Genomic DNA, 24,647 nt, shown 5'->3' on the forward strand with positions numbered 1-24,647 from the left:
TGGCGCGGTTGACGGGGCTCGAACCCGCGACCCCCGGCGTGACAGGCCGGTACTCTAACCAACTGAGCTACAACCGCTCGCATCATCTGCCCGGATCGCCGTCCGAGCGTGGGGAGGGTATTACGCGGGCGACCTGCCCCCGTCAAGCGGCCTGAGAGCAAAAATCCGACGAATTTTCACCTGCCGTTCGGGCAAGCAAATCGCGGCTCCTCAGTGCGCGTCCGCGACCCTTATTTATCGCGCCCGCACGCGCCCCGATGAGATGCGCTTTCTGCTTCCCCCTGGCAGAAATATCCCGGGGGAGACCGAAGGTCGGGGGCAGAGCCCCTCTTTTTCGGCGGCTGCAATCACCGCTCCGGCGCAGGAATGAACTCCGCATCGTCTGCAGGCGGGAGCTGGAAACGGCCATGCGCCCAGTCGCCCGCGCGCCATGCCTCTTTCGCGGCGTCGATCTTGTCGCGCGATGAGGCCACGAAGTTCCACCAGATATAGCGCGGACCGCCCATGGTGGCGCCGCCCAGCACGATCAGTCGGGCGCCCTGCCCGCCCGCCTTCAATGACACCCGGTCGCCCGGGCGGAAAACGAGCATCCGGCCTTCCTCATATGTCTCGCCCGCCACGGTGACGGAACCTTGCAGCACATAGACGCCGCGATCTTCGTGATTGTCGGGCAGCGGGAGCTGCGCGCCCGGGTCGAGATTCGCATCGGCGTAGAACATCTCGGAGGGCAGATCGATCGGCGCATGCGCGCCCCAGGCATCGCCAAGCACGAGCCGAACGGTCTTGCCCTCGGCCTGCAGTTCGGGAAGCGCCTCGGCGCCCACATGTTTGAACGCCGCCTGCCCCTCTTCCTGTTCCTCGGGCAGCGCGACCCAGGTCTGGATGCCCGCGAGATGCTGGCCGGTGTCGCGGACCTTGCCGTCGGTGCGCTCGGAATGGGTGATGCCGTAGCCCGCATTCATCCAGTTCACCGCACCCGGCGTGATCCATTGATCGGTGCCCAGCGAATCGCGGTGATGCAGGCGGCCTTGCAGAAGGTAGGTCACGGTCGCGAGGCCGATATGCGGGTGCGGGCGAATGTCGATTCCACGCTGGCCGGAAAGGAATTCTACCGGGCCGATCTGGTCGAAGAAGATGAACGGGCCGATCATCTGCCGCGCGGCGGACGGCAGCGCGCGACGCACCTCAAAGCCGCCGAGGTCGCGCGCGCGCGGCGCGATAACGGTTTCAATGGCGTCGACGGCATCACCGATCGGAATTTCGGGGTCGAGGGCGGGGTTCCAGCTCATCGGAGCGCTCCTTTCCTGTGGTTGAGGGAAAGGTAGCATCGTGGCGCGCATATCATAGAGCCATGCGCGAACAGAGTCTGAGCGCGGCCGCGCAACGAGACACAAGCCTTTAATATCGTTAGACTTCGGAGGGAATGGTGGGCGGTGAGGGGCTCGAACCCCCGACATCTTCGGTGTAAACGAAGCGCTCTACCAACTGAGCTAACCGCCCCCGGCCCTTCCTCTAGCCTCGCCTTGCGCGGGGATCAAGACCTCAGATGCCCTCGCGCATCCGCACCTTGCGGGTCGAGGAGAGTTTCATCCCCGGCGCGGTCAGCCGCGCCTCCGGCCCGACCCAGGCATAGGCCAGCAGACAGGGGTCGAGATCGGCAGTGGTGATGCGGTGTTCGTGATCGGGTCGGTTCAGGATCAGCGAGCCCGGCGCATGCACGGCAGTGTCATTCTCCGACCACGGGCCCGCGACCGAGATATAGCTCTCCTCGATCTCCTTATGGCTGTGCTGCGGATAGGTCGTGCGCGGCGCAAACAGGACGAATCCCAGCACCAGCCGATCGGAAGCCACCGGTCCGCGCGGCCCCAGCACCTCGCAATAGGCGTATTTGCGCGCCAGCGCCTTCGGCACTTTCTCGTAGCCATATTCCCAAGTCAGCTGCCCCGTCACGCGCGAGAGCGCGCGCGCCATGCCCGCGACCGCGCCGCGCTCACCGAGATCGAGCGCCCGCGACAGATGTGCTGTCACCGGTTTCGGCTGCGGCTGGCGCGGCGTCACCGGGGGATTGGTGTCGATGATCTGCGAGAGCGTATCGCGCACCCGTTTGCGATGGCTGCGGATCAGGCGGCTACCGCCTGCCGAGCCATGCCGGTAGAGCGTGTCGAATTCGCGCAGCAGATACAGCCAGTCCGGGCAATCGGAGACGCGCAGCCCCTCGTCGGGCCCGGCATCGGACATCGGCGTGGTCTCGGTCATCGCATCCTCCGCATCTCGCGCCTCGGGCGCTTCTCTGGCGTGCTGTCTGGCCCATAATCTGACGCCGCGGGGCGCAGAAAACTAACCGGAAAACGACAAAGGCGCGTCTGTTCAAGACGCGCCTTCGTAGGAAAATGGTGGGCGATGAGAGATTAACAAAAACGTATCACGGCGTTGCTATCTGACGCAGATCAGCCAATAATAAACGCACTTTCGCCAGTAAATACAGGCTGTTCGCCTGATAACCGTCTCAGACCGTCGCTGAAGAGCGCAAACCGATTGAGGGGCTATCTGTGGGGCTGGTGAGGGGCTGGCTGTGGGGCTGGGTGACTGATTGACTGACCGATTGACTGACTGATTGACTGGATTTGCAATGCTGAACAAACTTACCGCCATTGCGGTGAAAAAGGCCAAGCCGGGGCGTCATGCCGATGGCGGCGGGCTATATCTTGAGAAGACGGAAACCAACTCGAAATGGATTTACCGCTATTCATTCGCGGGGCGCAGGCGCGATATGGGGCTTGGTCGCCTGTCTGATGTAACGCTCGCCCAGGCGCGATCAGAGCGCGATAGGTGGGCAGCCTGCATCGCTCGTGGCGTCGATCCGATCAGCGAGCGCGACCGGCTCCGGGGCGAGGCTCTTGCAGAAATCGACCAAGCCGATCCGACTGTCGAAGAGCTTGTGATGACAGTGTATGACGCGCGCAAGGCCACGTTCAAAGATCCGAACGACGTGCGATGGCTGAGCCCTTTCAATGTCCATATCCTGCCCCGTATCGGCAAGCGCAAAGCCAGCTCGGTGACCGCGCAGGACTTGGTGCGCGTTCTGTCACCAATCTGGAAGTCAAAGCCAGACGTTTCCAAGAAGGCCATCCAGCGGCTGCGCATCGTGTGGACGAAGGGGCGCGTCATGGGCTTCAACGTCGATCCCATTGTCATCGAGCGGGTGCGGGAAACGCTGGGTGCAATTGACCATCAGCAGCGCCATGTCGCATCGACCTCATGGCAGGAAATCCCCGCCCTGTTTGATCGCTTGGGAGAGGTTCAATCATCCGGTCGCATGTGCCTGCAATTCGTCTTGCTCACCGCCGTGCGCTCACAGAGCGCGCGCGGGGCGCGGTTCTCGGAGATTGAGGGGAATGTCTGGACCGTGCCGCCCGAGCGGGTGAAGTCCACCAAGAACCGCGCCAAAGAGTTTCGCGTGCCGCTGTCGTCTCAGGCGCTGGAGCTGGTCGAACGTGCGCGCGCCCTTTCCAATGATCCGATCAATGGCTTGCTATTCGAAAGCCCCGAAAAGCAAAATCACCCTCTCTCACAGAATGCGCTGGTCAACGTCCTAAACGACATGGGCGAGGCAGGCAGACCCCACGGGATGCGCACAAGCTTTCGGACGTGGGTGCAGGATACTGAGGCCGCAACGTTTGAGGTTGCAGAGACCGCGCTTGGGCATGTCGTGGGTGGGCGCGTTGAACGCTCTTATGCGCGGTCAGACCTTCTAGACCTGCGCGCCTCTCTCATGCAGCGGTGGGCGGATTATGTGACGGGGCGCGATGCGAAGGTTGTGCCGATCCGCGCGGGGGCATCGTGAAGCCCGGACACTTCGCCGATTTGACCTGCAAGGCCTGTGGCCACTCGCGAACCCTCATGCTTGCGGATTTGCCGCCCGCTTGGCTGGATGGCTCGGGCTGGGCGATCCGGCGCGAGGTCCTTGCCCGGATGCGATGCGCGGCCTGCGGGCATCGAGGGCGACCGGACGTGCGATTCGGCTGGTCGAGCGGCGGGGCAACGTAAATGCGCCCCATCTGATCGGCGCGGCGAGTTGGACGGCTTCCAACCCCTCCCCATCCGCATGGGCAACGCTCATTGATCAGGCTTGGAAATGCCCCAATGCAGGGGGTTGGATATTCTCCAACTATCTGTTTTTATTTCGTTTTTTGTTTGACAGTGGGGGATTGATCGGGCCTTTTGGGGGCAGGAAAAGGAGAAAGACCAATGACTGACTTGATGAATGATAGCCGCCTCGCCGCCATCGCCGCCCTGCCCGGTGCTGATCCGGCCCTCGCAATATTCAGGAAATGGATTGAGGCGCGAGATACGCTGTTCAACAGCCTTGAGCGCGGCGATGATATGGACGCCACCGACGAGCGAGATTTGTTCAACAGCCTCCTCAAAGACCCCGCCCAAGGCCCCGCTGGATTGGCCGCAAAGGCCGCTGTTGCGCTGATGATGTTCGGGGGCGAGGAGGCGAACCTTGACGCGCTCCTCTCCAACATTGTCCGGTCGGCATCGGAGCAGGCCGAGCGCGCAGCCTGATCGCTGGAAATATCACGCCCCCCAAACGACGAAAAAGCCCCGCGCAATGGCGGGGCTTTCTCATACGGCGCGCTGTGAGGGGGGCAGGAGCGCAATCTCTGGTTTCTGGCTATGGTCGTCGCCAAATCACCAAGGGAGCGCGCTGGCGGGCCGTTTCTGGGCCGTGTTGGTTATTCTCGGGTAGTGTCGGCCAAGCGTTTGAGCCGCCCAACAAGCTTCGCGAGGTGATCCGCGCTGGCTTTCGCACTGTCGGGCAGGTCGCCCTCAAGTTCCGCAAGCGCGATTGTGAGTTCGTGGCCGATCTGGGCCATTTCGAGCGCCAAGGTCATGTGCGCGTCGCTGGCCTGATCGAGCAGCGCGACCCGCCTGTTGACCTTTTTCGATTTCTTGACGCGCTGAATCGCTTTGGCCTCGGCCCGATCCGCCTGATCCTTGATGATCGCCCGCACCGCCTTGGCAAGATCGACCCGCCCTCTGCTCACGGCGAACAGCCCATTTTTGCCCGCCACGCGCAGCCAGTTTTCGGTCCGCCCCGTTATCGCCGCCAGTTCGGGAAATGAGATGGGGCGCGGCTCAACCGCGCCCTGCTCGTTATTGTTCATCGCCCTACTCACGGCGCCGGATCAGCCTCGGACGAAAGCTCGAAGAGGAGCTCCGGGCGCGAGCAATACTGAAGGGCATTCATCTGGACGTCGATGTTCGCGCCCTTGTCATTCGCCATCGGACGGATCTTGGCTGTGAAGCGCTCGCCCTCGGTGTTGACCGTCTCCAGGTAGTCGGCCGGCGCATAGGCGCTGATGAAGAGATCAGGAACACCCAGAGGGAACACCCGGCATTCGGTCGGCTCCACGAAGGTCGCATCGGCGCCGCCGCGATAGTTCTCGAAGGTGATGCCCCCGAAGCTGAAGGCCGCGTAAGCGCCCGGCGTCTTCTCGTCGACCAAGCCCGACCGCAGGAAAGCGGCCTCGCTCGTGCCGCGATAGGTCTCGCGCACCTCGGGGTGGGTCAGCAGATCGTCGAAGAAGTCATCGCCACAGAACGCATGCACGCCGCTCATGGGGAAGGCCCCGAGGCGATCCATCACCTTGCGCACCACGCCCGAGCAGGCGCGGCGCAACGCGCCGTCGGTCGCCGCAGTGTTCCCGAGGTCCAGCCACGTCTTGTCCGGGGCCGTCACGTTGAGTTCGTCGTAAAGGTTCAAGCTCGAACCGTCAGCGTATGTGACGATCCCCTTGATCGCGCCCATCCGGGCGTGTTCCTCGGTCGCGAGCAGGTTGGTCCGTCCCGCGATCAGCTTTTCGAGGATCGACACCATGGCGGACTGAAGGGCTTCGCCACCGAACTCGCGCTTGTCTTGGACGCTTTCCGCATAGAAGGCGTCGTTAACCTCGAAGTGCGGCACCTTGAGCTCCACGAGCGAGCGATTGCCCTCCTTCACAGTCGTGCCCGGGCCGCCGCGCGGGGTCGGCGGGATCAGCTTGAGAACGCCCTTCTTCTTCTCGATTGCCGTCTTCGTCGTGTTGATCGGCTTCGCGCGGAAGATACCGAGCTTCTCGATCCGCGACGGGACAAAGTCATCTTCGTTGATGATCGCCGAAAGCGTTTCGACGCTAAATCGGCTGTCATTGAAATTGATCATTTTACGGCCTCCTTAGGCGCTCTGGGCTTCGCGCAGCTTCGCGAGAGCCTCTTGGGGGTTCATGCCTTCCGTGGCGAGTTCGACGGCAAGGCTCGGGTTGGCGCGCCCCTCAGGGGAGCGCAGGATTGCCTCGATCCGCGCGAGGGCCAGAGGCACCAGTTGCAGCGGGTTGATGGGGTTCATGTTTCTCATTTCAACTTTGCCTTTTTCATTGCTGCGTCCCACGTTTGGCGTGCGTTCGCTGCGCCGTCAGATCCAAGAAACTGCATCGCCGTTGCGCTTCCGCCGATTTCCTTTTGCGCCGCCGCGCGTTGCGCGATCGTCTGATAACCGGTGTCGGCCGAAGCCTCCTTCGGAGCCTTTGCAAGCAGCGCGGCTACCTTCTCTGCCGACAAATCGGTATCGAGCGCGAAGGCCATCGCTTGGGAGGGGCGATCCTTCGCTTCGTCCGAGGTCGTGATAGCGGCAAAACGCTTGCGCTCTTCGGCGGCGCCAAATGCGAAGCCCTCCGCACGGGCCGCTTCTATTGCCGCGTTTCTTTCGGCCACGGCGCCGTTCTTCTGGGCCATGCGGGCCTCCTTTCTGCGTTGCTCATCTTCCGCGACGAGCCGGTTGAAAATTTCGGGGGGAATTGTGTTCGAGGCGACGTAGCGGAGGACGCCGAGGCGCTGGTCCACATATCTCGTGAGACGGATGCCTGAGGTCATCACATACCTCCCGGCAGATCAGCCATGACGCCCGAGAGCGACATGCGCATTCTGTCTTCGAACTCGCGCATCACGCGGTCCATCATCGACGCAAAGTCGGCCCCGCCTTGGATTACCGGCGCGAACTTGACGTGAATATCGCCGATGGTCGGCCCGCCCGCACCGGCTTTGCCGCCTGAGTGGACAAACCCGCTGCGCGATGGGGTGACTACTTCCGGCCCCCGCTCACCCACCAAATATTGGCTGCCCGCGCTGATCGGCCCGCCCTTGGCGCGTTGGCCCGAGACAGGGTATTTCTCAACGCTGGGCGCCGCAGCTTTGACCTGCCCAGAAAATGGCAGATTTCGCAGGCTCTGAGAAAGGCGGCTCACCTTTTCCAGCGCAATATCGATTGACGATGTTTTCACCTCTGGCGTCACCGATACCGCGCCAAGCGATTGCGCCGCCGATTCCGTGTCCTTGATCTTCGTCTCGACCTCGGCCAGATCGCCCTTGCGCGCGTCCAGCTGGTCGCGCAGCGGTGCGGACATGGTGTCGGCCATTGGCCCGGTGCCCATGTTCGCGATTTCACCCTGAAGTTCTTTGATCGTCTGGCGCAGGCCATCGGCCTCATCGCGCAACGCGGCGAGTTTTTGGCCGGCGGCTTGCGCGGCGGTGCGCCCGCTTTCTGCATCGACCATCGCCTGACGTTGCGCGGGCGTCATTGCCTCCATCGCCGCGCGCGACTTGGCCAGCATGTCTTGTTCGGTGGCGCCGCTTTCGTCGGTGTTGGGGGTCGACGGGGTAAGCGCGACGCTTGCGGCCAAGCCGATCCCGCCCAAGCGCCCGAATTTGCCAAGCCCCCCAAGCAGGCCGCGCAGCACTGCGGAGCGGGCGGCGGTTTTAGCCACCAGACCGGCAAGCGCGCCATCCGCGACCGCCGCGCCCGCTGCGATCCTCGTCCCCATCAGCGTCCCAGCGGTGCCAACCAGACGGAGCGCACCTGCCATCAATGACAGCGCCCCGCCCTTGCCCAGCAGACCGACAAAACGCAGGACGGAAATCGCGCCCTTTAGAGAGACGAGCGCGCCAACAGTGGACATGATCCCGGCGGTCAGCTTCGGGTGCGCATCAACAAAGTTCGCCATCGATTCCGCGATTGGCGCAATCTTGTCCATAAGGTCGGACAGCACGGGCAGAAGCGCGGAGCCGATGGTCACCTTGAGCGCATGCATGGTGTTGTTGAAGCGCTTCGCCTTCGCGTCAAAGGTCGCATTTCGGACCTCAAATTCCTTGAATGCAGATCCGGCATATTTCGACTGATCCGATACGAGGCCGAGCGAGGTTTTCACCAGATCTAGGTTCGTCAGTAGCGGCCCCAGCGCGCGGGCCTCATCGCCGAACAGGTTAGACGATACCGCCGCCTGTGTTTCCTTCGGCAACTTCGAGATGCGTTCCAGAACGTCAACCGTGGTGCCCACGGCGTCTTCCTGCATGCGTTTTGCGGTCTTGCTCGCATCGAGGCCGAGGTCCTTGAATGCTGTGCGCTGACGTTTGGTGGCGCTCTCACCCTTAGTGAGCGCCCGGCCCATGTTGCGGAACGAGGTGGCGGCAACCTCGGCCGGAGCGCCGGAGGCAATCATCGCCGAGGACAGCGCGGCCACGTCCTTTGCAGAATAGCCGTATTGCTTCGCGGTAGCGCCGACGCGCTTCATCACGTCAAGGATATCGGCGGCGCTGGATGCCTGGGCGTTGCTGAGGTGGTTCATCGCGTCGGATAGGGAGACGACCTGATCGATCGACATGCCCATGCCCGTCATCAGCTTGGCCATCCCATCCCCGGCCTGATCGGCAGAGATATCGAACGCAACACCGATTTTTGCCGCGGCCTCGGTGAACTTTGTGAGGTCGTCGCCAGCAATGCCAGCCTGCCCCGCCGCCGCGGCGATCTCGGCCAGACCGTTCACGCTGATCGGAACCTGCTTAGACAGGTCCATCAGCCCCTTTTTGAACTTGTCGTAATCCTCGGGCGTCTTGAAATTGACGACCTTCTTCACATCGGCCATCGAGCTTTCAAACTCGCGCGCTGCCTGCACCGGCCCGCCGATTGCATTCTTGAGGGCATAATAGGCCCCAACGCTATCCATCAGGCCCATGCGGGCTTTGGAAAGGGCGGCATCGTTGCGCGCAATTGCGGCATGAAGCCGCTCCTGCGTGGTGACCCCGCCCTTCCCGTCTTTATCGATCCCCCGGTTCATCCCGCGCAGGCCTGCCGCCACGCGCTTTGCGGGGCCGCTGACACGGTCGAGAAGCTCGACCACAAGTTGCGAAGTGCGTTGTGCCATCACTGGCCTCCATGTTTGTCAGCGAAAGCCGCAACGAGGCGGTCAATCTCAGTGAACGCGGCGTTCAAATCTTCAAGGTCGAGCGCGGCGGCGGTCGTGGGCGGCAATCCGGCGCATGTGTCCACAGCGGCCATGACGCGGGCCAATGGCGGCATGTCCGCCTCCCAAAGCTCGCGCAGCGCCACGGCCTCGTTCGGCCCGACGCGCAGCGCCACGGCCTTGATGGTGCGCGTCGTGCCATCGTCGTGCGCGATAGTCACGGGTTCGATCAGGGTGAGCACGGTCATAGCGCACCCCCGATTTCGTCGCCCGTCACGAGCGAATTGATCAGCTTGGCCTCGGCGGATTTAATGCGCGCCAGACTCGCCAAGGCCTCGCCACGGATCAGCGAGCGGGCGGGCTCTTTGAACCGCAAATGCAGCGCGCCCAAATCGGCCTCAACCTCAGCCACCACGCGCGTGATCGCGCCTTGCGCCTCCGCTTGCGAGATCAGCTTGCGCTCCTTTTCCGCGATCCGCATTTCGACCTCGCGCGCCTTCGCTTCGTCGATACGCTGACGGGTCGTCGGCACTTCGCGCGCCGCGATCTGCTCTTCAAAGTGTCGGGTCAGGCCGCGCAGGACGGAGGCGGTTGAATAGTGCCCACGCCGGGTGCGCTCGATCACGCCGCGCGCCGCGAGCTGCCGGACCCAACGCTCAGTTCGACCGGAGGCCTGAGCGATTTGCGCGCCGCTCATCTCTTGATCTGCCAGATTCATCGCGACACCTCGCTTGCGGAAACGGAAATCGACTTTTTCGATCCAAAAAAACGGTCAAATATCGGGTGGCAGCGGCCCCGCGCTGCGCCGGAATTTGCGGACGGTCCCTTGACCCGGGGGGTGGGTCGGGAGGAGGCCGTAGTGGACCCATCCCTTCGGACGGCGCAACGACGCGCCAGCAGGACGCCGCCCGAAACATTTGCGCGATCTCGCTCGCGCTGCGCATGTTCGCGCGATCTCGCTCGCGCTGGGTGGCTGCGACCCGGCACGGGAAAAAGGACAGAAAACCCGCGCGAATTCTTCATCGTCAGGCCCCCAGCGTCGCTCGGGGGTCAGCGTCAGCGCGCCGCAGCACCTCGATGCCGCCATCGTCGGCCGCACGGATCAGGCTCTCCTCTTCCAGCTCAGCCGCGAGGAGCTTGGCCTTCACGGCCTCGACCTTCTTCGCGCGCTCGGCGGGGCTGAGGGACTTGCGCGAACCGAGAGCGACCTCGGCCTTCTCGATCACGAGCGCCCGCACTTGGTCGCGCGCCACGGCCACGACGAGCCCGAGCAGATCGGCGTCCGATAGTTCAGGCTTCCAGTTCGGCGCCCCTGCGGGGGCGACCAGACCGCGAACCGGCAGGGCCTCACGGCCCCGGTCGGCGAGACGGTCGAGCGCAGCATCAAGCGCGGCGGTGATTGCCTTCTCGGGAGGTGCGGCATTGTTCAGCTCGGCCAGCTCCGACTTGAACCGGTAGACCGTCGTGCGCGCCTGCTCGACCTTGGTAGCCGCCTCGATGGATTTCAAATCAACCTTACGTCCAAACATCAGATCAGCCCTCCACCCGGCGGGTTTCGGTTTCGATCGGCAGCGGGAGGCCGTGCTCGATCGCGTATTCCTTCGCGGTCTGATAGGTCTGAGCAGCACTCCGCGCGATCGTGCTCGCGCTCTCGGCCGCTTCTTTCGCCGCCTCGGCTTCGGGTTCCAGCTCGGCGATACGCGCCTCGATGGCTTCGGCCTGTTTCGCCTGATCGCGCATCCCGCGTCCCCGCATCACCTCAGCGATCCGGCGGCCGACGCTCCCGAGATCGAGATCGGCCGGGGCGATTTTCGCGAGGTCGGCTCGGGCGGCGGCGAGCGCGCCCAACAGTTCATTGCGGCGTTTCGAAGCGGCGAGCGCTTCTGCGCGCTTTCTGTCGCGAATGTCGCGAAGGCGGGTCAGGTGCTTTCGGCTGTTGAATTTCGGCTGGTTCATCGTCGGGCTCCTCGTTTGCCCCTTGACGCTGCCCGCGATCCTCACTCGGCGAAATTGCTAAGGCTGGTCAGTTAGCAATTGACAACGCCGGATTGCGAGGAAATCGCCCGCCTTTTCCGGGTGACGGCCACCCATTCGCCACTAGGAGCCTCCTGAAGGTCTCGTATCCAGGCATCGCTGCTTTGAGGCCAGCCGCCTGAAGGCGGCGCAGTTCCCACGCAAGAGGCTCAATCCCGCGCCCGGTCGGCCGCGCTTGGGAGTTCACTGTCCGATAGGCTGCGCGGATCTCGATGAAGATCGACCGCACCGACCTTTCCCGATCTGGGTCCAGCCGGTCCGCGCAGGCGATGAGAACCTGGTCGCGCACGGCTCGGCGCTCGGCCGCGGGATCGGGTTTCTGCTCGGGCTCGGTCGGCGGCGCGCCGGTCAACATCCGCGCCAGGTCGTGGGCCTCAAGGTCGTGGGCGCGCAGCAGATGGGCGACCTGGTGGTCGAGCAGGATCGCGAGCGCGGGTCTCACTCCGCCACCTCGCGCCGTTTGCGGTTGTATTCGGGAAGCAGCGCGCGAACGGTCTCGTTGAATTCCCCGAGCGCCTCACGGATCGCTTCGTTCGGAACGCCGCGCTCTTGGAGCGCAATTCGCTTTTGGCGGAGGATATCCCAGTAGGCCTGCTTCGCGGCTCGGGAATCCATCCGGCGCAGGTGTTTTCGCACAATATCGGCTGTGCGCTGGGCTTCGTTTCCGAGCCGTCCGATAGGAAAAACAACAATATTCATACGTCATCAATCCCCAGCACATCCTCCAACTCGTGGATCAGTTCGATCAGGAGGCCGGATCGGATCATCGCCTCACCGACGAATTCCGCTGCCATCGCGCAGGCCTCGATATAGGCATCGACGTGGGGGCGAAATGGTGTCTTGGCGAGCGCCTTCCGCGTCCCGATTTCGATTACAGGCGTGGCCCAGCGCCTCTGCGCGGCGGCGGCATGCAGCTCGATTGCAATGCTCGCCGCATATAGTTTTTGATGGTCGTCGTTTTTGAAGCTTTCGTGCGAACTCAGCAAGCTTCCGACAATCCCTGAAACCGCCTCAAAGCTGGACCGCTTCGCTACGCTGAGTTCGTGAGACAAATCAAGCAGGTCGGTGAGTTCCGGAAGCGCTTTATGCGCCCTGCGCGCCCGATCGATATCGTTTGGCGCGTAGGCGCGTGACCAGCCAGTCGTGGAATTGCGGATCACGGAATTTGCCACCTCGTTCAGGATCAGCTCGTGGATTCGCACCTCAAGGTCGGTCGACCGACGACGCGGCTCGACCAGCGCCGCGAGATCGGGCGGATTGGACTTAACTTCCGTGCTGACGTTTTTGGCCTGTGCAGGCGGCGGCGCTTTTTTGGCGATCTGGTTTTTCATTGGGTCATCCTTGTCTCATCATCCGCACGAGCGAACGAATTCGATCATTTCATCTGCGAAGCTGCGCGGCGCGGCGCGGGGGTCTGGTAGATCTTTTTCGGTCCACCCTTCGTCGCGCAACCAGTTCAGCGATCCGGTGGTGAATTTCGGGTCGCCGCCGCTGGAATGGACCTTGTTCGCGTAGGCGCGCGCTTGGACGGCAATTTCTTGCGGATCGACGCCGCGCGAAACGGCGGCGTCAAACTCTGTGCGCGTTTCTTTCTTCTTCACCGGTCGCGGATGGGAGGCCCAGAAGGCGGCAAAGGCGGTCTCCAGATGCGCGCCTGCGTCATTCTCGAACGAGACAAATTCTGTCTCTGATAAAAGAGCCTCGGGCGCGCCAGCGCGCGAAGGGTTCAATTCAATGGGTTCTTCTAAGGGTTCTTCTAAGGGTTCGGGGAACGTGGGCGTTCCCTTTTCTGAACGTGGGCGTTCCCTTTTATGAACGTGGGCGTTCCCTTTTACGAACGTGGGCGTTCCCTTTTCTTCATCCGAAAGAGAACGTGGGCGTTCTGTTTTATCGTCTGAAAAGGATACGCCCGCGTTCTCTTTTAGAATGATCCGGTAGACGTTCGAATGCCCCCGGCCACGCGCCCTTTCGACGTCAAGATGCCCCCCGCCTTGCAAGGCCTCAATCGAGCGGCCAATCGCTGGAACCGACACACCAAGATCGCCCGCCAAGGTTTCCCGTGAGGGCCATGCGCTGCGCGTCTTCCGGTTTGTGTAGCGCGTAGCGATCAGGATCGCGACTCGTGGCGCGGTGGGTGTGAGGCTGGTGTCGCTTGCCACCTGCTCAAGCCACATCAGCCGGTCGCGCGTGAAGTCGTCCGCCATCACGCAGCGCCCGCCCCGCGCTCGGCGAATTTTTTGCGCTCCCAGTTTTCAAGGTCGCGCAGGAGCCAGCGCGACGCTTTCGGGCCGATTGCTATAGCTTTGGGGAAGTCGGGCCGATTTTTCTGCCAGCGCCAGATGGTCGGGTTACAAACTCCATACCGCGCGGCGACTTCATCACATGTCAGAAACATTTTATTGCACCTCATTTTTAAAAGATGCTGCCAATTATCGGCACGAAAATACGTTCGTCCACAAGTTTGACGGATATCATCGGTTGTTTTTTCTCCAATCGTCGCAGGCGGTTGCAGGCCATTGCAGGCACCGGGCCGCTGCGCGTCGGGGATGAATGAGGCTGATCGATGCAGGGGCCGCGTTGGGACACTCAGGCAGGGACACACGTAAAAAACTCGATTGTCCTCGACTGTCCCAATGTCCGGCCTGCTCGAATCGCAGGGGTCTCAGATTTGCGGCTCAGATCACACAGCCGCAAAAAAACCTGAGGGGCCAAGTGAGGGGCTAGAAGCCCCTCTTTGGCAAAACTCTTTACTTTTCAGTCGCTTATGGAGGGGGGATGGTGGGCGATGAGGGATTTGAACCCCCGACATCATCGATGTGAACGATGCGCTCTACCACTGAGCTAATCGCCCTCCGTGGCGGGCTTTTAGCGCCCCTCTTCTGGCTCCGCAAGAGGGTTTTCGTCGAAATCTCCACCGTCCTGCGCGGGGTCGTTTTCCGCCGGGCTGGCCTCTGCAGCGACCGCTTCGAGCATGCCCGAAGGGCGGCGCAGTTTGACCACGAGAATCTCGTCGCCGTTCTTCTCGAACTGGCGGTTGATCTTCAGCTTGCCGAGCGGTGGGATGCTGAGTTCCTCGCCTTCCGAGAGCGCCTCGCCCAGAACCTTGAGAACCGCTTCCGACATGGCCTTGGCCTCGCCGCGCTTCACGCCAGCCTCGACCATCACCCGATCCACGAAGCTCCTCTTGCGCACGAGCGCCTTCGCCTCGCTCGGCTCAGGTGCCGGATCGGGCGTGGCGGGTGTGAGCGTCGCGGCGGAGGCCGGAGGCGCCTCGGGCGTGGCGACGGGCGGCTTGCGGGTCGATTTCGGTTTCTGGCTCTTGGCCATAGCGGCTCCTTTTTTGACCGTAATACGAAGAGGTTAAGGGCAAACCTGTTCAAATGCAAAAAACGCCCGCCGCGATATGCGACGAGCGTTCTCGTTTTCAATTCGAAGGTGATCAGTGCGCGGTTGCGCCCTGCCCGTCCGATTTGGCCGCAGCGGCGGCAGCGGCTGCTGCCTCTTCGGCCTCTTCGTCCCAATCGACCGGCTCGGGCTGGCGAACCAGCGCCCGGGCGAGGACTTCGCGAACGTGGGTCACCGGAACAATCTCCAGCCCCTCCTTCACGTTGTCAGGGATATCCGCGAGGTCTTTTTCATTCTCCTCGGGGATGAAGACGGTCGTGATCCCGCCGCGCAGCGCCGCGAGCAGTTTCTCTTTCAGGCCGCCGATCGGCATCGCGTTGCCGCGCAGGGAGACTTCGCCGGTCATGGCGATATCCTTGCGCACCGGGATCCCGGTCAGCACCGACACGATGGAGGTCACCATCGCCAGACCCGCAGAGGGCCCGTCTTTCGGCGTCGCGCCATCGGGGACGTGGACGTGGATGTCCCACTTCTCGAAGCGCGGCGGCTTGATGCCGAATTGCGGCGCGACCGAGCGGACGTAGCTGGACGCCGCGTCGATCGATTCCTTCATCACGTCGCCCAGCTTACCGGTGGTCTTCATCCGACCTTTGCCCGGCAGGCGCAGAGCTTCGATCTGAAGCAGGTCGCCGCCCACGGAGGTCCAGGCAAGGCCGGTCACGACGCCCACCTGATCTTCCTTCTCGGCCAGACCGTAGCGGAACTTCTTGACGCCAAGGTAATCGCCCACCTTCGCCTCATCGACGGTGATGTGCTTGGTCGCACCCTTCGACTTGATGATCTCGGTCACCGCTTTCCGGGCAAGCTTCGCGATATCGCGCTCGAGATTCCGCACGCCCGCCTCGCGGGTGTAGTAGCGGATCACGTCGGTCAGCGCGCCGTCGGTCAGTTCGAACTCGTTCTTCTTGAGCCCGTGACCCTTGATCTGCTTCGGGATCAGGTGCTGCTTGGCGATCTCGGCCTTCTCGTCCTCGGTGTAGCCGGCGAGCGGGATGATCTCCATCCGGTCCAGAAGCGGGCCCGGCATGTTGTAGGAGTTCGCCGTCGTCAGGAACATCACGTTCGACAGGTCGTATTCCACTTCGAGATAGTGGTCGACGAAGGTCGCGTTCTGCTCGGGGTCGAGCACTTCAAGCATCGCCGAAGCCGGGTCGCCACGGAAGTCCTGACCCATCTTGTCGATCTCGTCGAGCAGGATGAGCGGGTTCGTGGTTTTCGCCTTCTTCAGCGCCTGAATGATCTTGCCGGGCATCGAGCCGATATAGGTCCGACGGTGGCCGCGGATTTCGGATTCGTCGCGCACGCCGCCCAGCGAGATGCGGATGAATTCGCGCCCCGTCGCCTTGGCGACAGACCGGCCGAGCGAGGTCTTACCCACGCCGGGCGGACCCACGAGGCACATGATCGGGCCTTTGAGCTTGGCCGAGCGCGCCTGCACCGCGAGATATTCGACGATGCGTTCCTTGACCTTCTCGAGACCGTAGTGATCGGCATCGAGCACGGCCTCGGCCTTGCTGAGATCCTTCTTCACGCGGGATTTGGTGCCCCACGGGATCGACAGCATCCAGTCGAGATAGTTGCGCACCACGGTGGCTTCCGCCGACATCGGCGACATCGACTTGAGCTTCTTCAGCTCGGCTTCAGCCTTTTCCTTCGCCTCTTTCGAGAGCTTGGTGTTCTCGATGCGCTCTTCGAGCTCGAGGATTTCGTTCTGGCCGTCTTCGCCATCGCCGAGTTCCTTCTGAATGGCCTTCATCTGCTCATTCAAGTAGTACTCGCGCTGGGTCTTCTCCATCTGCGTCTTCACGCGGGATTTGATCTTCTTCTCCACCTGGAGAACCGAGACCTCACCCTGCATGAGACCGTAGACCCGCTCCAGCCGTTCGGAGACGTCGAGCGTTTCCAGAAGCTCCTGCTTCTGGGCCACTTCCAGCCCCAGATGGCCCGAGACGAGATCGGCCAGCTTGTCCGCTTCGGTCGCATCGGCCACGGCCGACAGCGCCTCTTCGGGGATGTTCTTCTTGATCTTCGCGTAGCGCTCGAATTCCTCGGCGACCGAGCGCAGCAGCGCGCGGATCGTCTCCACATCGCCCTCGGTCTCGATCAGCGGTTCGGCATTCGCTTCGAAATAGTCGTCATTCTCGACGAAATCGGTGATGCGCACGCGGCTCTTGCCCTCGACCAGCACCTTCACGGTGCCATCGGGCAGTTTCAGCAGTTGCAGCACGTTGGCGAGCACACCAACGCGGAAAATCCCGTCCGTATCGGGGTCGTCTTGCGACGGATCGACCTGGCTTGCGAGCAAGATCTGGCGATCCTCCGCCATCACCTCTTCCAGTGCGCGCACGGATTTCTCGCGCCCGACGAAGAGCGGCACGATCATGTGGGGGAAAACCACGATGTCGCGCAGCGGCAGGACCGGATGGGTGACAGAGCTAAATTCGGTCATCGGCGTTCCTCTCTTGGCAGGAGGGTCCGGCCCCGCTTTCGGCGACCACGTCCCTCCCCTGTTCAACCCAATATCTAGGAGCCGCGAAGCATCCGTTCAACTAGGGCATGTCACTCACCCGTCACAATGCGTGGCCCCGGGACAGGCCGCAAGAGGCGATCTCGCTGCCGTGAGCGGTTCGTGCGCGCGCGTGATCGAACGTGTAGCCGCTCACCGCGGCAGGATCATCTCGGCCATCAGGCCGCCAAGCCGTTCGGATCGCCCGAGTTTCAGCGATCCACCGTGGCGCCGCAGGATGTCGGCGGTGATCGAAAGCCCCAATCCGACGCCCTGCCCGCGATCTTGGTTGCGCGCCGGGTCGAGCCGGGTAAATGGCCGGATCGCCTCTTCGCAGCGTTCGGGCGGGATGCCCGGCCCGTCATCATGCACCGCGATTCGCCACCCCGTGCGCGCGATCGAGACGGTGATCTCCGCGCGCGTGCCGTAGCGCACCGCGTTGCCGATCAGATTCGCCAAGGCGCGTTTGAGCGCATCGGGGCGGAAGGTCGCCTCCTCTTCGCTGTCACAATCGACCAGCGTCACATCGCGCCCCATTCGGCGCATGTCCTCCACCACGCCTGCAACGAAGCCGCAGATCGGCAGCGTCTCCGGCTCGCCATGCGACGCACCGTCGCGCGAGAACTCGAGAAACGCATCGACAAGGCGCCCCATCTCGTCGACGTCACGTTCCATCGCGCGAACCTCGTCGTTCTCCTCCATCATCGACAGCCCGAGCCGCAGACGCGTCAGCGGCGTGCGCAGATCGTGGCTGACCCCGGACAGCATCAGCGTGCGCTGTTCAATCTGCCGCTCGATCCGGTTACGCATATCGAGGAAGGCGCGGCCCGCGGCGCGCACCTCCGTCGCCCCCGAGACGCGGTAATTCAGGTTTCGCCCCTTGCCGAATTCCTCCGCCGCGTGGCTCAGCCTGCGGATCGGACGCAGCTGGTTGCGCAGGAAGATATAGGCAATCAGCGTCATCAGAATGGAAACAAAGACCATCAAAACGAGCAATTGGTGCGGATTTGAGGCCGACACCCGGCTGCGCGCGAAGGTCACCGCCAGCGGCCCGTTCGGCGTCTCCTGCACCACCCGCACGGAATTGGTGTTGTTGTCGAGATCGATGGAGCGGATCTGCGACAGGTTCGCCCGCAGCGTCGAAATCACCACGATTCCGGTCAGATCGAAGAAACTGCGCGTATCGCCCCGCTGCGACGCAAGATTCGCGGGCGCCGGGAATTGCGAGGCGAAGTTCAGCGTCTTGTCGAGAACGTCGAGCCGTTCGCGCGCAACCTCTGCTGTCGGCGCATTGGTCGCGACCTGATCGAGCAGAGCGATCTCGCGCACCATCCCTTCGGTCATCTGCTGGGTGACACGCTCGAAATGGCGCTGAATGAAGACGACCGAGACCACGAGCTGGATCGTGACGACCGGCAGAATCAGGATCAGCGCGGCCCGCCCATAAAGCCCGCGCGGCATCATCTGTTTCAGCCAGCGAAATTTCATGCCAGAACCCTAACGATGGCCGCGATGGAGGGAAAGATGGAAGAATTGCAGCCCGGCTTGCGTCGGATCGTGGCTCCGAACCCGTCCCCCATGACTTATACCGGCACCTGCACCTATGTCATCGGCACCGGAGAGGTCGCGGTGGTCGATCCCGGTCCTGCCGATCCAGCCCATCTGCAGGCGCTGCTCGACGCGCTCGCGCCGGGTGAACGTGTCAGCCATATCCTCGTCACCCATGCGCATCTCGACCATTCCCCCGGCGCGCGGCTTCTGGCCGAGGCCACGGGCGCGCCGATCCTCGCCTTCGGCCCGCCCGAAGCCGGGCGCGCGCCTGTGATGGCGGAACTCGCGGCGCGCGGCCATGCGGGCGGCGGCGAAGGGGTCGATCATGCCTTCGATCCCGACATTTTGCTCGAGGATGGCGAGACGTTGAGCCACGGCGACTGGTCGCTCACCGCGCTGCATACGCCCGGCCATTTCTGCAACCATCTAAGCTTCGCGCTCGGCGATGCCCTTCTGACCGGCGACGTCGTAATGGGCTGGTCCTCGACGCTGATCTCGCCGCCCGACGGCGATTTGGGCGATTACTACCGCTCGCTCGCGCGGATCGAGGCGCAGAGCCCGCGCATCCTATACCCCGGCCACGGCGACCCGGTGACCGACCCCCAAACCCTGATCGCGAGTCAGCGCGCGCATCGCGACGCCCGCACCGAGCAGATCCGAAGCGCCCTCACCGAACGCCCCGCCACCCCGCAGGGCCTCACCCGCGCGATCTACACCGACGTCCCCGCAGCCCTCCTGCCCGCGGCCGAACGCAACGTCTTCGCGCATCTCGTTGAAATGTCAGTGCAAAACCAAGTCACCGCCGCGCCCGACCTGCGCCCAGAGGCGCTATTTTCGCTGACGTGACGAAAGCCTGAAATTTTTCGCCAGAACCCTCTGGACATCCCAATTCGAGATTCATATACACCCTCACATGTTCCGGCGTAGCTCAGCGGTAGAGCAGTTGACTGTTAATCAATTGGTCGTAGGTTCGATCCCTACCGCCGGAGCCATCTTCCCCTCTAGGGTGTTGATTTAGCTACAAAAAGCCTTTCATGGCTTCGTAGGTGTGGCATACGGGTGTTCCATCACCCGAGTTTTGCGTGGGTCCGTCCGAAACGAGGGCGACGCAAGACCATGCACGGCCAACCTCATCTCTCCCGTCGCGGTGCCGCCTATCAATGGCGCCGTCGGATCCGAGTGTTTTCCACAAAATTCGTTGACCTGAAGCTCTCCTTGGGGACGACGGATCGCCGTGTGGCGACTATCTTAGCACGCAAGATTAGTGCGGAGAGCGACACATTTATGGACGGCATCATCCGGACCGAGTTCTCCCCTTGGGAGGCGCGCGCCTGGCGGCGAATGTAATCAAGCGCGAGCGGGCGAAGATCGAAGAGTTGCAGATGCTGCGCCAGTTCGACTCTCTCGACCCGCTCGATGATATGCGCCACGTCAAAACGCTCTCCTCCTGTCGTATCGTTCCGATCCATGCGCGCCTGATCGAGCTCAGGTTTCTCGACCATGTGACGAAGATGAAGCGTGCCGGGCACCGTGATCTGTTTCTGGACCTTCGGGAGCCCAAGAGCGGGAAGCACGGCAAGAAACTCGGACGCCGGATGCGACAGATCATCGATGACACGCTGGGTGCCGACGGCGCGGCACTACCTTTCCACAGCTTACGCCATTACGTGCAGAACGCGCTCGAACACGCGGCAACCGACGATAAGATCATTCGCGACATCGTGGGCCATGAAGGCGCGATATTCACGAGAAGACTTACCACAAACCGACCCCACCCAACCTGATGCGCCCGGCAATCGATGCTCTGCCACTTTGGGTATGACGGGGATGTGTCAGGCGCTTTTTGGGCGGAGAGCCGCCCTTCGCTGCGCGTCTCTCGAAAGTCCGCTCACGAGAAAAACGAGACTTTCCCACCATCATAAGACCTGCAACTAAGAGGTTCGAAATTCGTCAACTGTTGGCCGCGATCCATGTCTCGTCCATCGGCCAAGCTCTGGAGAGCCGGGGCACGCCGACATGGCCGTAAAGCAGCGACAACTGCCAGCCTGCCTCGGACGGCGAGCGCTTTTTCTGATGCGTGAGATAAAGGGCCGCGGCCAATCCTGTGCGATCTGCACCGGCTTTGCAGTGGACCAGCAAGGGTTTCGGCGCGGCGGCCATGGCGGCTTCTAACGCGGCGATGCGCGCGGGGCTCAGGACCTCGTGATCGGACATTTTAAAGTCGATCAGCGTCAGCCTCAGCCGCTGCGCCGCGGCTTTCTCTTCGTCGTACCATGCCTGTCCCGGATGGGCTCCGCGCAGGTTGAGAACCGATCGGATGCCGTCCTTTTCCTTGTAGGATTTCAGCCGCTCGGCCGTCGGCTGGTTCGAGCGGTAGAATTCGCCGGCCACCACGGTGTGGAAATTTCCAGTCACCTGAAGATATCCGAAATAGAGCACCAGCGCCGCGAGCGTGCCGAGCAATACGGTGCCCACGATCTGCGCGATTTTACGGAGTTTCATTGCCTCTGCCTCCCTCTGCGACCCCGCGGAGCGGGGCCGCGATCCGATCGTGTCGGGATCAATCCGCCTGCTCGGCGCCGCCTGCGTCTTTCTTGACGCCCTGCGTCACAGCGGCAGCGCCCGGAAGCTGCAGGCTCACCTCGACCTGTTTCGCCGATTGCGCGGTGGTGTAGATCGAGTTCGGGTTCGCCCGCAGATGCCCCGGCTTGCCGCTGTCATCGACATGGATGCGGGCCGAGCCACTGGCGGGAACCGTCACGTCGGGGTGCAGGATATAGGCCTCCTTCGCGCCGCTATCGGCATCGGTGATCGTGTAGAAAAGGGTGAAGCCGCTCAGCGGTTTGGCGCTGTCGTTGACCAGCTGGATTTCGAGGTGATCTGGCGCGTCCGTATGGGTCGCGGGGTCGACATTGTTCTCGACCAGCAGCTCTCCGATATGGAACGGCGCGGCGGCACCCCCGGGCTGGATCGGGCTTTGCGCCACCACCGGGTCCTTGTCGGCCAGATCGTTCTTCCCGTCGCCGTCGGTGTCGGGGTTCTGCGGATCGGTGTGCAGCAGCGGCTCTGCCATGTCGGGCACACCATCCTTGTCAGTATCGGTCTGCGCGGCCTGGGCGCCGCCAGCGGCGAGCATCAGCAGCACGGTGAGGGTGGAAAGAGTCTTGTTCATCGTCAGGTCTCCTTGGTCAGACGATCGGCACGGATCGGACGCAGCAGGACGAGCCCGCCGAGGCCGAGGGTGAAGAGAATGAGGAACCAGGCATCGCCCTTCTTGTCGGCCCAGATCGGCCCGAGCGCTTTGCCGGTGTAGATGTCCTTGATTCCGAGCACCGCGAAGGTGAAGCGCTCGTAATGCTTGGTCACGGACGAGACCTCGATCCCGTTGCGGATGGTCTCGTAGGTGGCGAAGCCCTGCTTGATCCTGGTCTGCTCAGCCTTCGGGATCGAAAGCTGCGCGAAGACGCCGCCAGCCACCTGATTGTCGGGGTCCATCGTGTCGCCGATCTGCGGCGCCACCAGCACCACCAGAAGCCACAGCGCGCAGGCGTAGAGCAGCCCGCTCGCGGGGCTTTTCAGCCAGAGGCTGAGGCCGAAGCCCACCGCGAAGATCGCGCTGAGATAGAGCGTCGAAGCCCCCCAGGTGATCGCGAGCCGCAACAGGTCATTCGCCCCGATGCCGATGCCCGAACCAAGCGCGAGCACTACGGCGCAAAGCGCGAAGACGAAGGCCAGCGCGGTCGCCATCAACCCGGCCCCCCCCAGCAGCTTCGCAGTGAGGAACTGCCAGTTTGAAAGCGGGCGCGTCAGGATCAGCGCCAGCGTCTGGCGCCCGCGCTCTTCGACGGCGGCGCGGTAACCCGCGATCAGCGCAATCACTGCGCCCATGATCTCGATCTGCTCGATCGTGCCGCGCATCAGCTTGAGCGGGTAGAATTCGGGGGCCGCGATCGAACCGAGGCTTTTGCCGAGCGCCAGCAGTTGCTGTTTCGCGGCCATGTAGGTGGCCACATCGGTGCGCATCGCAACCGTTCCGGTGATCAGCGAGATCAGCGCGGCTGCGACGAGCGCCAGGGTCGCGGCCAGCAGAAAGCGGTCGCGCAGCGCGATCCGTGCGTCCTTGAGCGCAATGGTGGGAATAGCGGAGAGATCAGGCATCGGGGCCTCCCTTCGTCATGTCGAGCTTGAGGCAGCCGCGCAGCGCATAGAGGCCGGAGCCCGCTGCGAAGAGCATCATCACGACCAGCGGGGGAACGGGGCCGCGCGGCGGCAGGCCGTCGGGCAGATAGCCCATCAGCTCCGCGCCGAGATACTTGTAGGCTTCGGCTAACGAGAACGGCCCGAGCAGGTTTGCGGAGAGGTCGAAGATCGCGGATTGCGGCGCGGGTGCGAGCGCCGAGATCGGGTTGATCGCAGCGGTGGGCAGGATGTTCCCGGTCAGCGCGGGCCAGACGAAGGTGAGCACCAGCCAGACCACCGTCGGAACCATCAGCCCCACGGTTTCGCTGCGCGCCCGCGCCGAAGCGCCGATCGCGATCAGCCCGAAGGTCATCATGTAGAGCCAGCCCAGAGAGAAGAACACAGCCAGCCGCGCCCAGTCCCCGGCTGCGAGATGCACCGAAGGCAGGATGGCGAGGGTCGCCGCCCCCACCACACCCGCAAGCGCCGCGAGACCGCCGACGGCCAGGGCGAGTGCCGAGACCTTGCCCCGCGCGTAATCGAGCCGCTCCAGCGGGCGCGCGCCGATCAGCGGCAGCACCCCTGCCCGACGGTCGGTCTCGACCATGCGGTAGCCGATCACGATGGCCGAGAAGGCGCCGAACAGGCTGATATAGATCGTGAGATTGCGCAGCAGCGCCAGCGGCGAGCCCTGCGTGACCGGGTTCGGCGGCACCGGCTTGCCATTGGCTTCGAACCAATGCGTGGCGCTCGCGTAGATCGCGTCGACCGTCGAGGTCGCGGACCAGCCCAGATAGGCCGAAACCAGCACCAACGCGGCGAACAGTGCGGCCACCAGCGCGATCGTCCGCTCGCGCGCAAGCGCGGCGAGCGCGTGGCGGCGTAGGATCGTGGAGGGTGTCATGCCGCGACCTCGCGATCCGGCACCACCGAGAGGTAAAGCTCCTCGAGGGCCTCTTCCGAGCCGTAGCGCGCGTTTACCGTCTCGATCGTGTCGTGGAAAACGAGCTGGCCGTGCGAAAGGACGCCGATGGAGGAACAGGACCGCGCCACCTCGCTCAGCAGGTGGGTGTTCATGAAGATCGTCATGCCCTGCCCGTTCAACCGCTCCAGCACTTCGCGCAGTTGGTGCACCCCCATCGGATCGAGCCCCGAGGTCGGCTCGTCAAGAAACAGAACCTGCGGACGGTGGACGATGGCCTGCGCGAGCCCGACCCGCTGGCGCATCCCCTTGGAGAAGGTCGCGATCCGGCGGTCGGCGAGATCGGTGATGCCGAGGAATTCCATCACCTCCTCGACGCGGTCGCGGGCGTCCTCGATGCGCGAGAGGGCCGCGAGGAAGCGCAGGTTCTCGCGTGTGGTGAGCGTATCGTAGAGGCGGACGTTTTCGGGCAGGTAGCCGATGGCGCGGCGCAGCGCGATCCGGTTATGCGCGAGGTCGCACCCGGCGACGCTCGCCGTGCCGCCGCTGGGCTCCATCAGCGTCGTCAGAAGCCGGATCGTCGTCGTCTTGCCCGCACCGTTATGGCCGAGAAATCCGAAGATCTCGCCACGGCCAATGTCGAGGTCGAGCGGCTGGAGCGCGGTGAAATCGCCGTAGCGCAGGGTAAGCCCCCGCGTGCTGACGGCCGGTGTGTCTGTTTGCATCTCTGGGCACCTCCTTTTGATGTTGGGAGGAGCTTGCCCGCCGCGTT

General features: G+C 63.1%; 28 protein-coding genes and 4 tRNA genes. 5 read left to right on the forward strand and 27 right to left on the reverse strand.

The features are described from left to right. From BMI86_RS00005 to BMI86_RS00020, 4 genes are all read right to left on the reverse strand, one after another. Nucleotides 1-77, reverse strand: a tRNA-Asp gene (locus BMI86_RS00005). A gap of 270 nt (nucleotides 78-347) precedes the next feature. Next, a complete protein-coding gene (locus BMI86_RS00010) occupies nucleotides 348-1,289 on the reverse strand; it encodes a pirin family protein (protein ID WP_078539210.1) in 942 nt (313 codons plus the stop codon). Nucleotides 1,290-1,424: 135 nt separating this feature from the next. Beyond that, a tRNA-Val gene (locus tag BMI86_RS00015) sits at nucleotides 1,425-1,500 on the reverse strand. A gap of 42 nt (nucleotides 1,501-1,542) precedes the next feature. Continuing rightward, nucleotides 1,543-2,256 carry a dimethylsulfonioproprionate lyase family protein gene (locus tag BMI86_RS00020; RefSeq protein ID WP_078539211.1) on the reverse strand — a complete coding sequence of 238 codons (714 nt, stop codon included), beginning with the start codon at nucleotides 2,254-2,256 and terminating at the stop codon, nucleotides 1,543-1,545. A gap of 373 nt (nucleotides 2,257-2,629) precedes the next feature. Here BMI86_RS00020 and BMI86_RS00025 point away from each other — a divergent pair, with 373 nt between their 5' ends. After that, nucleotides 2,630-3,844, forward strand: a complete 1,215-nt coding sequence (locus BMI86_RS00025) for a site-specific integrase (RefSeq protein ID WP_078539212.1) — start codon at nucleotides 2,630-2,632, stop codon at nucleotides 3,842-3,844. A gap of 404 nt (nucleotides 3,845-4,248) precedes the next feature. Next, entirely contained in the window at nucleotides 4,249-4,569 is a 321-nt protein-coding gene (locus BMI86_RS00030) for a hypothetical protein (RefSeq protein WP_078539213.1), read from the forward strand. A gap of 170 nt (nucleotides 4,570-4,739) precedes the next feature. On the opposite strand, the gene BMI86_RS00035 is transcribed toward BMI86_RS00030, so the two are convergent. From BMI86_RS00035 to BMI86_RS00115, 18 genes are all read right to left on the reverse strand, one after another. After that, the gene (locus BMI86_RS00035) at nucleotides 4,740-5,171 is read right to left on the reverse strand and encodes a hypothetical protein (protein ID WP_078539214.1); all 432 of its coding nucleotides are present in this window, start codon (nucleotides 5,169-5,171) and stop codon (nucleotides 4,740-4,742) included. Nucleotides 5,172-5,179: 8 nt separating this feature from the next. After that, nucleotides 5,180-6,208: a major capsid protein gene (locus BMI86_RS00040; protein ID WP_078539215.1), complete on the reverse strand. Its 1,029-nt coding sequence runs from the start codon at nucleotides 6,206-6,208 to the stop codon at nucleotides 5,180-5,182. A 12-nt stretch (nucleotides 6,209-6,220) separates the two neighbouring features. After that, entirely contained in the window at nucleotides 6,221-6,391 is a 171-nt protein-coding gene (locus tag BMI86_RS21125; protein WP_168173749.1) for a hypothetical protein, read from the reverse strand. Between the two features lie 5 nt (nucleotides 6,392-6,396). Then, nucleotides 6,397-6,915: a hypothetical protein gene (locus tag BMI86_RS00045; protein ID WP_078539216.1), complete on the reverse strand. Its 519-nt coding sequence runs from the start codon at nucleotides 6,913-6,915 to the stop codon at nucleotides 6,397-6,399. After that, nucleotides 6,915-9,239: a phage tail tape measure protein gene (locus BMI86_RS00050; protein ID WP_078539217.1), complete on the reverse strand. Its 2,325-nt coding sequence runs from the start codon at nucleotides 9,237-9,239 to the stop codon at nucleotides 6,915-6,917. The genes BMI86_RS00045 and BMI86_RS00050 overlap by 1 nt, the downstream gene beginning before the upstream one ends. Next, the gene (locus BMI86_RS00055) at nucleotides 9,239-9,526 is read right to left on the reverse strand and encodes a hypothetical protein (RefSeq protein ID WP_078539218.1); all 288 of its coding nucleotides are present in this window, start codon (nucleotides 9,524-9,526) and stop codon (nucleotides 9,239-9,241) included. The genes BMI86_RS00050 and BMI86_RS00055 overlap by 1 nt, the downstream gene beginning before the upstream one ends. Then, nucleotides 9,523-9,996 carry a hypothetical protein gene (locus BMI86_RS00060; RefSeq protein WP_078539219.1) on the reverse strand — a complete coding sequence of 158 codons (474 nt, stop codon included), beginning with the start codon at nucleotides 9,994-9,996 and terminating at the stop codon, nucleotides 9,523-9,525. The genes BMI86_RS00055 and BMI86_RS00060 overlap by 4 nt, the downstream gene beginning before the upstream one ends. Nucleotides 9,997-10,303: 307 nt before the next feature. Beyond that, nucleotides 10,304-10,807, reverse strand: a complete 504-nt coding sequence (locus tag BMI86_RS00065; protein WP_078539220.1) for a hypothetical protein — start codon at nucleotides 10,805-10,807, stop codon at nucleotides 10,304-10,306. 4 nt (nucleotides 10,808-10,811) lie between these two features. After that, nucleotides 10,812-11,234 (reverse strand): hypothetical protein, encoded by a 423-nt coding sequence (locus BMI86_RS00070; protein WP_078539221.1) that lies wholly within the window; start codon nucleotides 11,232-11,234, stop codon nucleotides 10,812-10,814. A gap of 67 nt (nucleotides 11,235-11,301) precedes the next feature. Beyond that, entirely contained in the window at nucleotides 11,302-11,754 is a 453-nt protein-coding gene (locus tag BMI86_RS00075) for a hypothetical protein (protein WP_078539222.1), read from the reverse strand. Next, nucleotides 11,751-12,011 carry a DUF6074 family protein gene (locus BMI86_RS00080; RefSeq protein WP_078539223.1) on the reverse strand — a complete coding sequence of 87 codons (261 nt, stop codon included), beginning with the start codon at nucleotides 12,009-12,011 and terminating at the stop codon, nucleotides 11,751-11,753. The genes BMI86_RS00075 and BMI86_RS00080 overlap by 4 nt, the downstream gene beginning before the upstream one ends. Beyond that, complete coding sequence (locus BMI86_RS00085; protein WP_078539224.1) at nucleotides 12,008-12,643, reverse strand: hypothetical protein; 636 nt, start codon at nucleotides 12,641-12,643, stop codon at nucleotides 12,008-12,010. The genes BMI86_RS00080 and BMI86_RS00085 overlap by 4 nt, the downstream gene beginning before the upstream one ends. Before the next feature lie 18 nt (nucleotides 12,644-12,661). Then, nucleotides 12,662-13,516 carry a helix-turn-helix domain-containing protein gene (locus BMI86_RS20790; RefSeq protein ID WP_143594640.1) on the reverse strand — a complete coding sequence of 285 codons (855 nt, stop codon included), beginning with the start codon at nucleotides 13,514-13,516 and terminating at the stop codon, nucleotides 12,662-12,664. Beyond that, on the reverse strand, nucleotides 13,516-13,707 hold the full coding sequence (locus BMI86_RS00095) for an AlpA family phage regulatory protein (protein WP_210402676.1): 192 nt from the start codon (nucleotides 13,705-13,707) through the stop codon (nucleotides 13,516-13,518). The genes BMI86_RS20790 and BMI86_RS00095 overlap by 1 nt, the downstream gene beginning before the upstream one ends. A 381-nt stretch (nucleotides 13,708-14,088) precedes the next feature. After that, nucleotides 14,089-14,163, reverse strand: a tRNA-Val gene (locus BMI86_RS00100). 14 nt (nucleotides 14,164-14,177) lie between these two features. Then, nucleotides 14,178-14,639 carry an HU family DNA-binding protein gene (locus BMI86_RS00105; RefSeq protein WP_078539227.1) on the reverse strand — a complete coding sequence of 154 codons (462 nt, stop codon included), beginning with the start codon at nucleotides 14,637-14,639 and terminating at the stop codon, nucleotides 14,178-14,180. Nucleotides 14,640-14,751: 112 nt separating this feature from the next. Further along, nucleotides 14,752-17,166, reverse strand: coding sequence for an endopeptidase La (lon, locus tag BMI86_RS00110; RefSeq protein WP_078523364.1), 2,415 nt, complete (start codon nucleotides 17,164-17,166; stop codon nucleotides 14,752-14,754). A 210-nt stretch (nucleotides 17,167-17,376) separates the two neighbouring features. Next, nucleotides 17,377-18,711: an ATP-binding protein gene (locus BMI86_RS00115; RefSeq protein ID WP_078539228.1), complete on the reverse strand. Its 1,335-nt coding sequence runs from the start codon at nucleotides 18,709-18,711 to the stop codon at nucleotides 17,377-17,379. 36 nt (nucleotides 18,712-18,747) lie between these two features. Here BMI86_RS00115 and BMI86_RS00120 point away from each other — a divergent pair, with 36 nt between their 5' ends. The 3 genes from BMI86_RS00120 to BMI86_RS00130 all read left to right on the forward strand — a co-directional run bounded on the left by BMI86_RS00120 (nucleotide 18,748) and on the right by BMI86_RS00130 (nucleotide 20,558). Further along, a complete protein-coding gene (locus BMI86_RS00120) occupies nucleotides 18,748-19,620 on the forward strand; it encodes an MBL fold metallo-hydrolase (protein ID WP_246831592.1) in 873 nt (290 codons plus the stop codon). 71 nt (nucleotides 19,621-19,691) lie between these two features. Continuing rightward, nucleotides 19,692-19,766 (forward strand) — tRNA-Asn (locus tag BMI86_RS00125). Nucleotides 19,767-20,156: 390 nt separating this feature from the next. Further along, entirely contained in the window at nucleotides 20,157-20,558 is a 402-nt protein-coding gene (locus tag BMI86_RS00130) for a hypothetical protein (RefSeq protein WP_143594642.1), read from the forward strand. A gap of 166 nt (nucleotides 20,559-20,724) precedes the next feature. On the opposite strand, the gene BMI86_RS00135 is transcribed toward BMI86_RS00130, so the two are convergent. Genes BMI86_RS00135 through BMI86_RS00155 form a run of 5 tightly spaced genes read right to left on the reverse strand, consistent with a single transcriptional unit; the run spans nucleotide 20,725 to nucleotide 24,600 of the window. Further along, nucleotides 20,725-21,276: a tyrosine-protein phosphatase gene (locus BMI86_RS00135; protein ID WP_078539230.1), complete on the reverse strand. Its 552-nt coding sequence runs from the start codon at nucleotides 21,274-21,276 to the stop codon at nucleotides 20,725-20,727. Nucleotides 21,277-21,334: 58 nt separating this feature from the next. Continuing rightward, nucleotides 21,335-21,946 (reverse strand): hypothetical protein, encoded by a 612-nt coding sequence (locus BMI86_RS00140; RefSeq protein WP_078539231.1) that lies wholly within the window; start codon nucleotides 21,944-21,946, stop codon nucleotides 21,335-21,337. Between the two features lie 2 nt (nucleotides 21,947-21,948). Further along, entirely contained in the window at nucleotides 21,949-22,932 is a 984-nt protein-coding gene (locus BMI86_RS00145) for an ABC transporter permease (RefSeq protein WP_078539232.1), read from the reverse strand. Next, nucleotides 22,925-23,857, reverse strand: a complete 933-nt coding sequence (locus BMI86_RS00150; protein ID WP_078539233.1) for an ABC transporter permease subunit — start codon at nucleotides 23,855-23,857, stop codon at nucleotides 22,925-22,927. The genes BMI86_RS00145 and BMI86_RS00150 overlap by 8 nt, the downstream gene beginning before the upstream one ends. Then, on the reverse strand, nucleotides 23,854-24,600 hold the full coding sequence (locus tag BMI86_RS00155; RefSeq protein ID WP_078539234.1) for an ABC transporter ATP-binding protein: 747 nt from the start codon (nucleotides 24,598-24,600) through the stop codon (nucleotides 23,854-23,856). The genes BMI86_RS00150 and BMI86_RS00155 overlap by 4 nt, the downstream gene beginning before the upstream one ends. Nucleotides 24,601-24,647 lie beyond the last annotated feature (47 nt).

The sequence above is a fragment of the Thioclava sp. DLFJ5-1 genome, from assembly GCF_002020115.1.
In the GTDB taxonomy this organism is placed as follows: domain Bacteria; phylum Pseudomonadota; class Alphaproteobacteria; order Rhodobacterales; family Rhodobacteraceae; genus Thioclava; species Thioclava sediminum.

Bases quoted from the DNA above. Each gene is read 5' to 3' on its own strand.
- BMI86_RS00010 (WP_078539210.1), bottom strand. From the start codon at position 1,289: ATGAGCTGGAACCCCGCCCTCGACCCCGAAATTCCGATCGGTGATGCC.
- BMI86_RS00020 (WP_078539211.1), bottom strand. From the start codon at position 2,256: ATGACCGAGACCACGCCGATGTCCGATGCCGGGCCCGACGAGGGGCTG.
- BMI86_RS00025 (WP_078539212.1), top strand. From the start codon at position 2,630: ATGCTGAACAAACTTACCGCCATTGCGGTGAAAAAGGCCAAGCCGGGG.
- BMI86_RS00030 (WP_078539213.1), top strand. From the start codon at position 4,249: ATGACTGACTTGATGAATGATAGCCGCCTCGCCGCCATCGCCGCCCTG.
- BMI86_RS00035 (WP_078539214.1), bottom strand. From the start codon at position 5,171: ATGAACAATAACGAGCAGGGCGCGGTTGAGCCGCGCCCCATCTCATTT.
- BMI86_RS00040 (WP_078539215.1), bottom strand. From the start codon at position 6,208: ATGATCAATTTCAATGACAGCCGATTTAGCGTCGAAACGCTTTCGGCG.
- BMI86_RS21125 (WP_168173749.1), bottom strand. From the start codon at position 6,391: ATGAACCCCATCAACCCGCTGCAACTGGTGCCTCTGGCCCTCGCGCGG.
- BMI86_RS00045 (WP_078539216.1), bottom strand. From the start codon at position 6,915: ATGACCTCAGGCATCCGTCTCACGAGATATGTGGACCAGCGCCTCGGC.
- BMI86_RS00050 (WP_078539217.1), bottom strand. From the start codon at position 9,239: ATGGCACAACGCACTTCGCAACTTGTGGTCGAGCTTCTCGACCGTGTC.
- BMI86_RS00055 (WP_078539218.1), bottom strand. From the start codon at position 9,526: ATGACCGTGCTCACCCTGATCGAACCCGTGACTATCGCGCACGACGAT.
- BMI86_RS00060 (WP_078539219.1), bottom strand. From the start codon at position 9,996: ATGAATCTGGCAGATCAAGAGATGAGCGGCGCGCAAATCGCTCAGGCC.
- BMI86_RS00065 (WP_078539220.1), bottom strand. From the start codon at position 10,807: ATGTTTGGACGTAAGGTTGATTTGAAATCCATCGAGGCGGCTACCAAG.
- BMI86_RS00070 (WP_078539221.1), bottom strand. From the start codon at position 11,234: ATGAACCAGCCGAAATTCAACAGCCGAAAGCACCTGACCCGCCTTCGC.
- BMI86_RS00080 (WP_078539223.1), bottom strand. From the start codon at position 12,011: ATGAATATTGTTGTTTTTCCTATCGGACGGCTCGGAAACGAAGCCCAG.
- BMI86_RS00085 (WP_078539224.1), bottom strand. From the start codon at position 12,643: ATGAAAAACCAGATCGCCAAAAAAGCGCCGCCGCCTGCACAGGCCAAA.
- BMI86_RS20790 (WP_143594640.1), bottom strand. From the start codon at position 13,516: ATGGCGGACGACTTCACGCGCGACCGGCTGATGTGGCTTGAGCAGGTG.
- BMI86_RS00095 (WP_210402676.1), bottom strand. From the start codon at position 13,707: ATGTTTCTGACATGTGATGAAGTCGCCGCGCGGTATGGAGTTTGTAAC.
- BMI86_RS00105 (WP_078539227.1), bottom strand. From the start codon at position 14,639: ATGGCCAAGAGCCAGAAACCGAAATCGACCCGCAAGCCGCCCGTCGCC.
- lon (WP_078523364.1), bottom strand. From the start codon at position 17,166: ATGACCGAATTTAGCTCTGTCACCCATCCGGTCCTGCCGCTGCGCGAC.
- BMI86_RS00115 (WP_078539228.1), bottom strand. From the start codon at position 18,711: ATGAAATTTCGCTGGCTGAAACAGATGATGCCGCGCGGGCTTTATGGG.
- BMI86_RS00120 (WP_246831592.1), top strand. From the start codon at position 18,748: ATGGAAGAATTGCAGCCCGGCTTGCGTCGGATCGTGGCTCCGAACCCG.
- BMI86_RS00130 (WP_143594642.1), top strand. From the start codon at position 20,157: ATGCTGCGCCAGTTCGACTCTCTCGACCCGCTCGATGATATGCGCCAC.
- BMI86_RS00135 (WP_078539230.1), bottom strand. From the start codon at position 21,276: ATGAAACTCCGTAAAATCGCGCAGATCGTGGGCACCGTATTGCTCGGC.
- BMI86_RS00140 (WP_078539231.1), bottom strand. From the start codon at position 21,946: ATGAACAAGACTCTTTCCACCCTCACCGTGCTGCTGATGCTCGCCGCT.
- BMI86_RS00145 (WP_078539232.1), bottom strand. From the start codon at position 22,932: ATGCCTGATCTCTCCGCTATTCCCACCATTGCGCTCAAGGACGCACGG.
- BMI86_RS00150 (WP_078539233.1), bottom strand. From the start codon at position 23,857: ATGACACCCTCCACGATCCTACGCCGCCACGCGCTCGCCGCGCTTGCG.
- BMI86_RS00155 (WP_078539234.1), bottom strand. From the start codon at position 24,600: ATGCAAACAGACACACCGGCCGTCAGCACGCGGGGGCTTACCCTGCGC.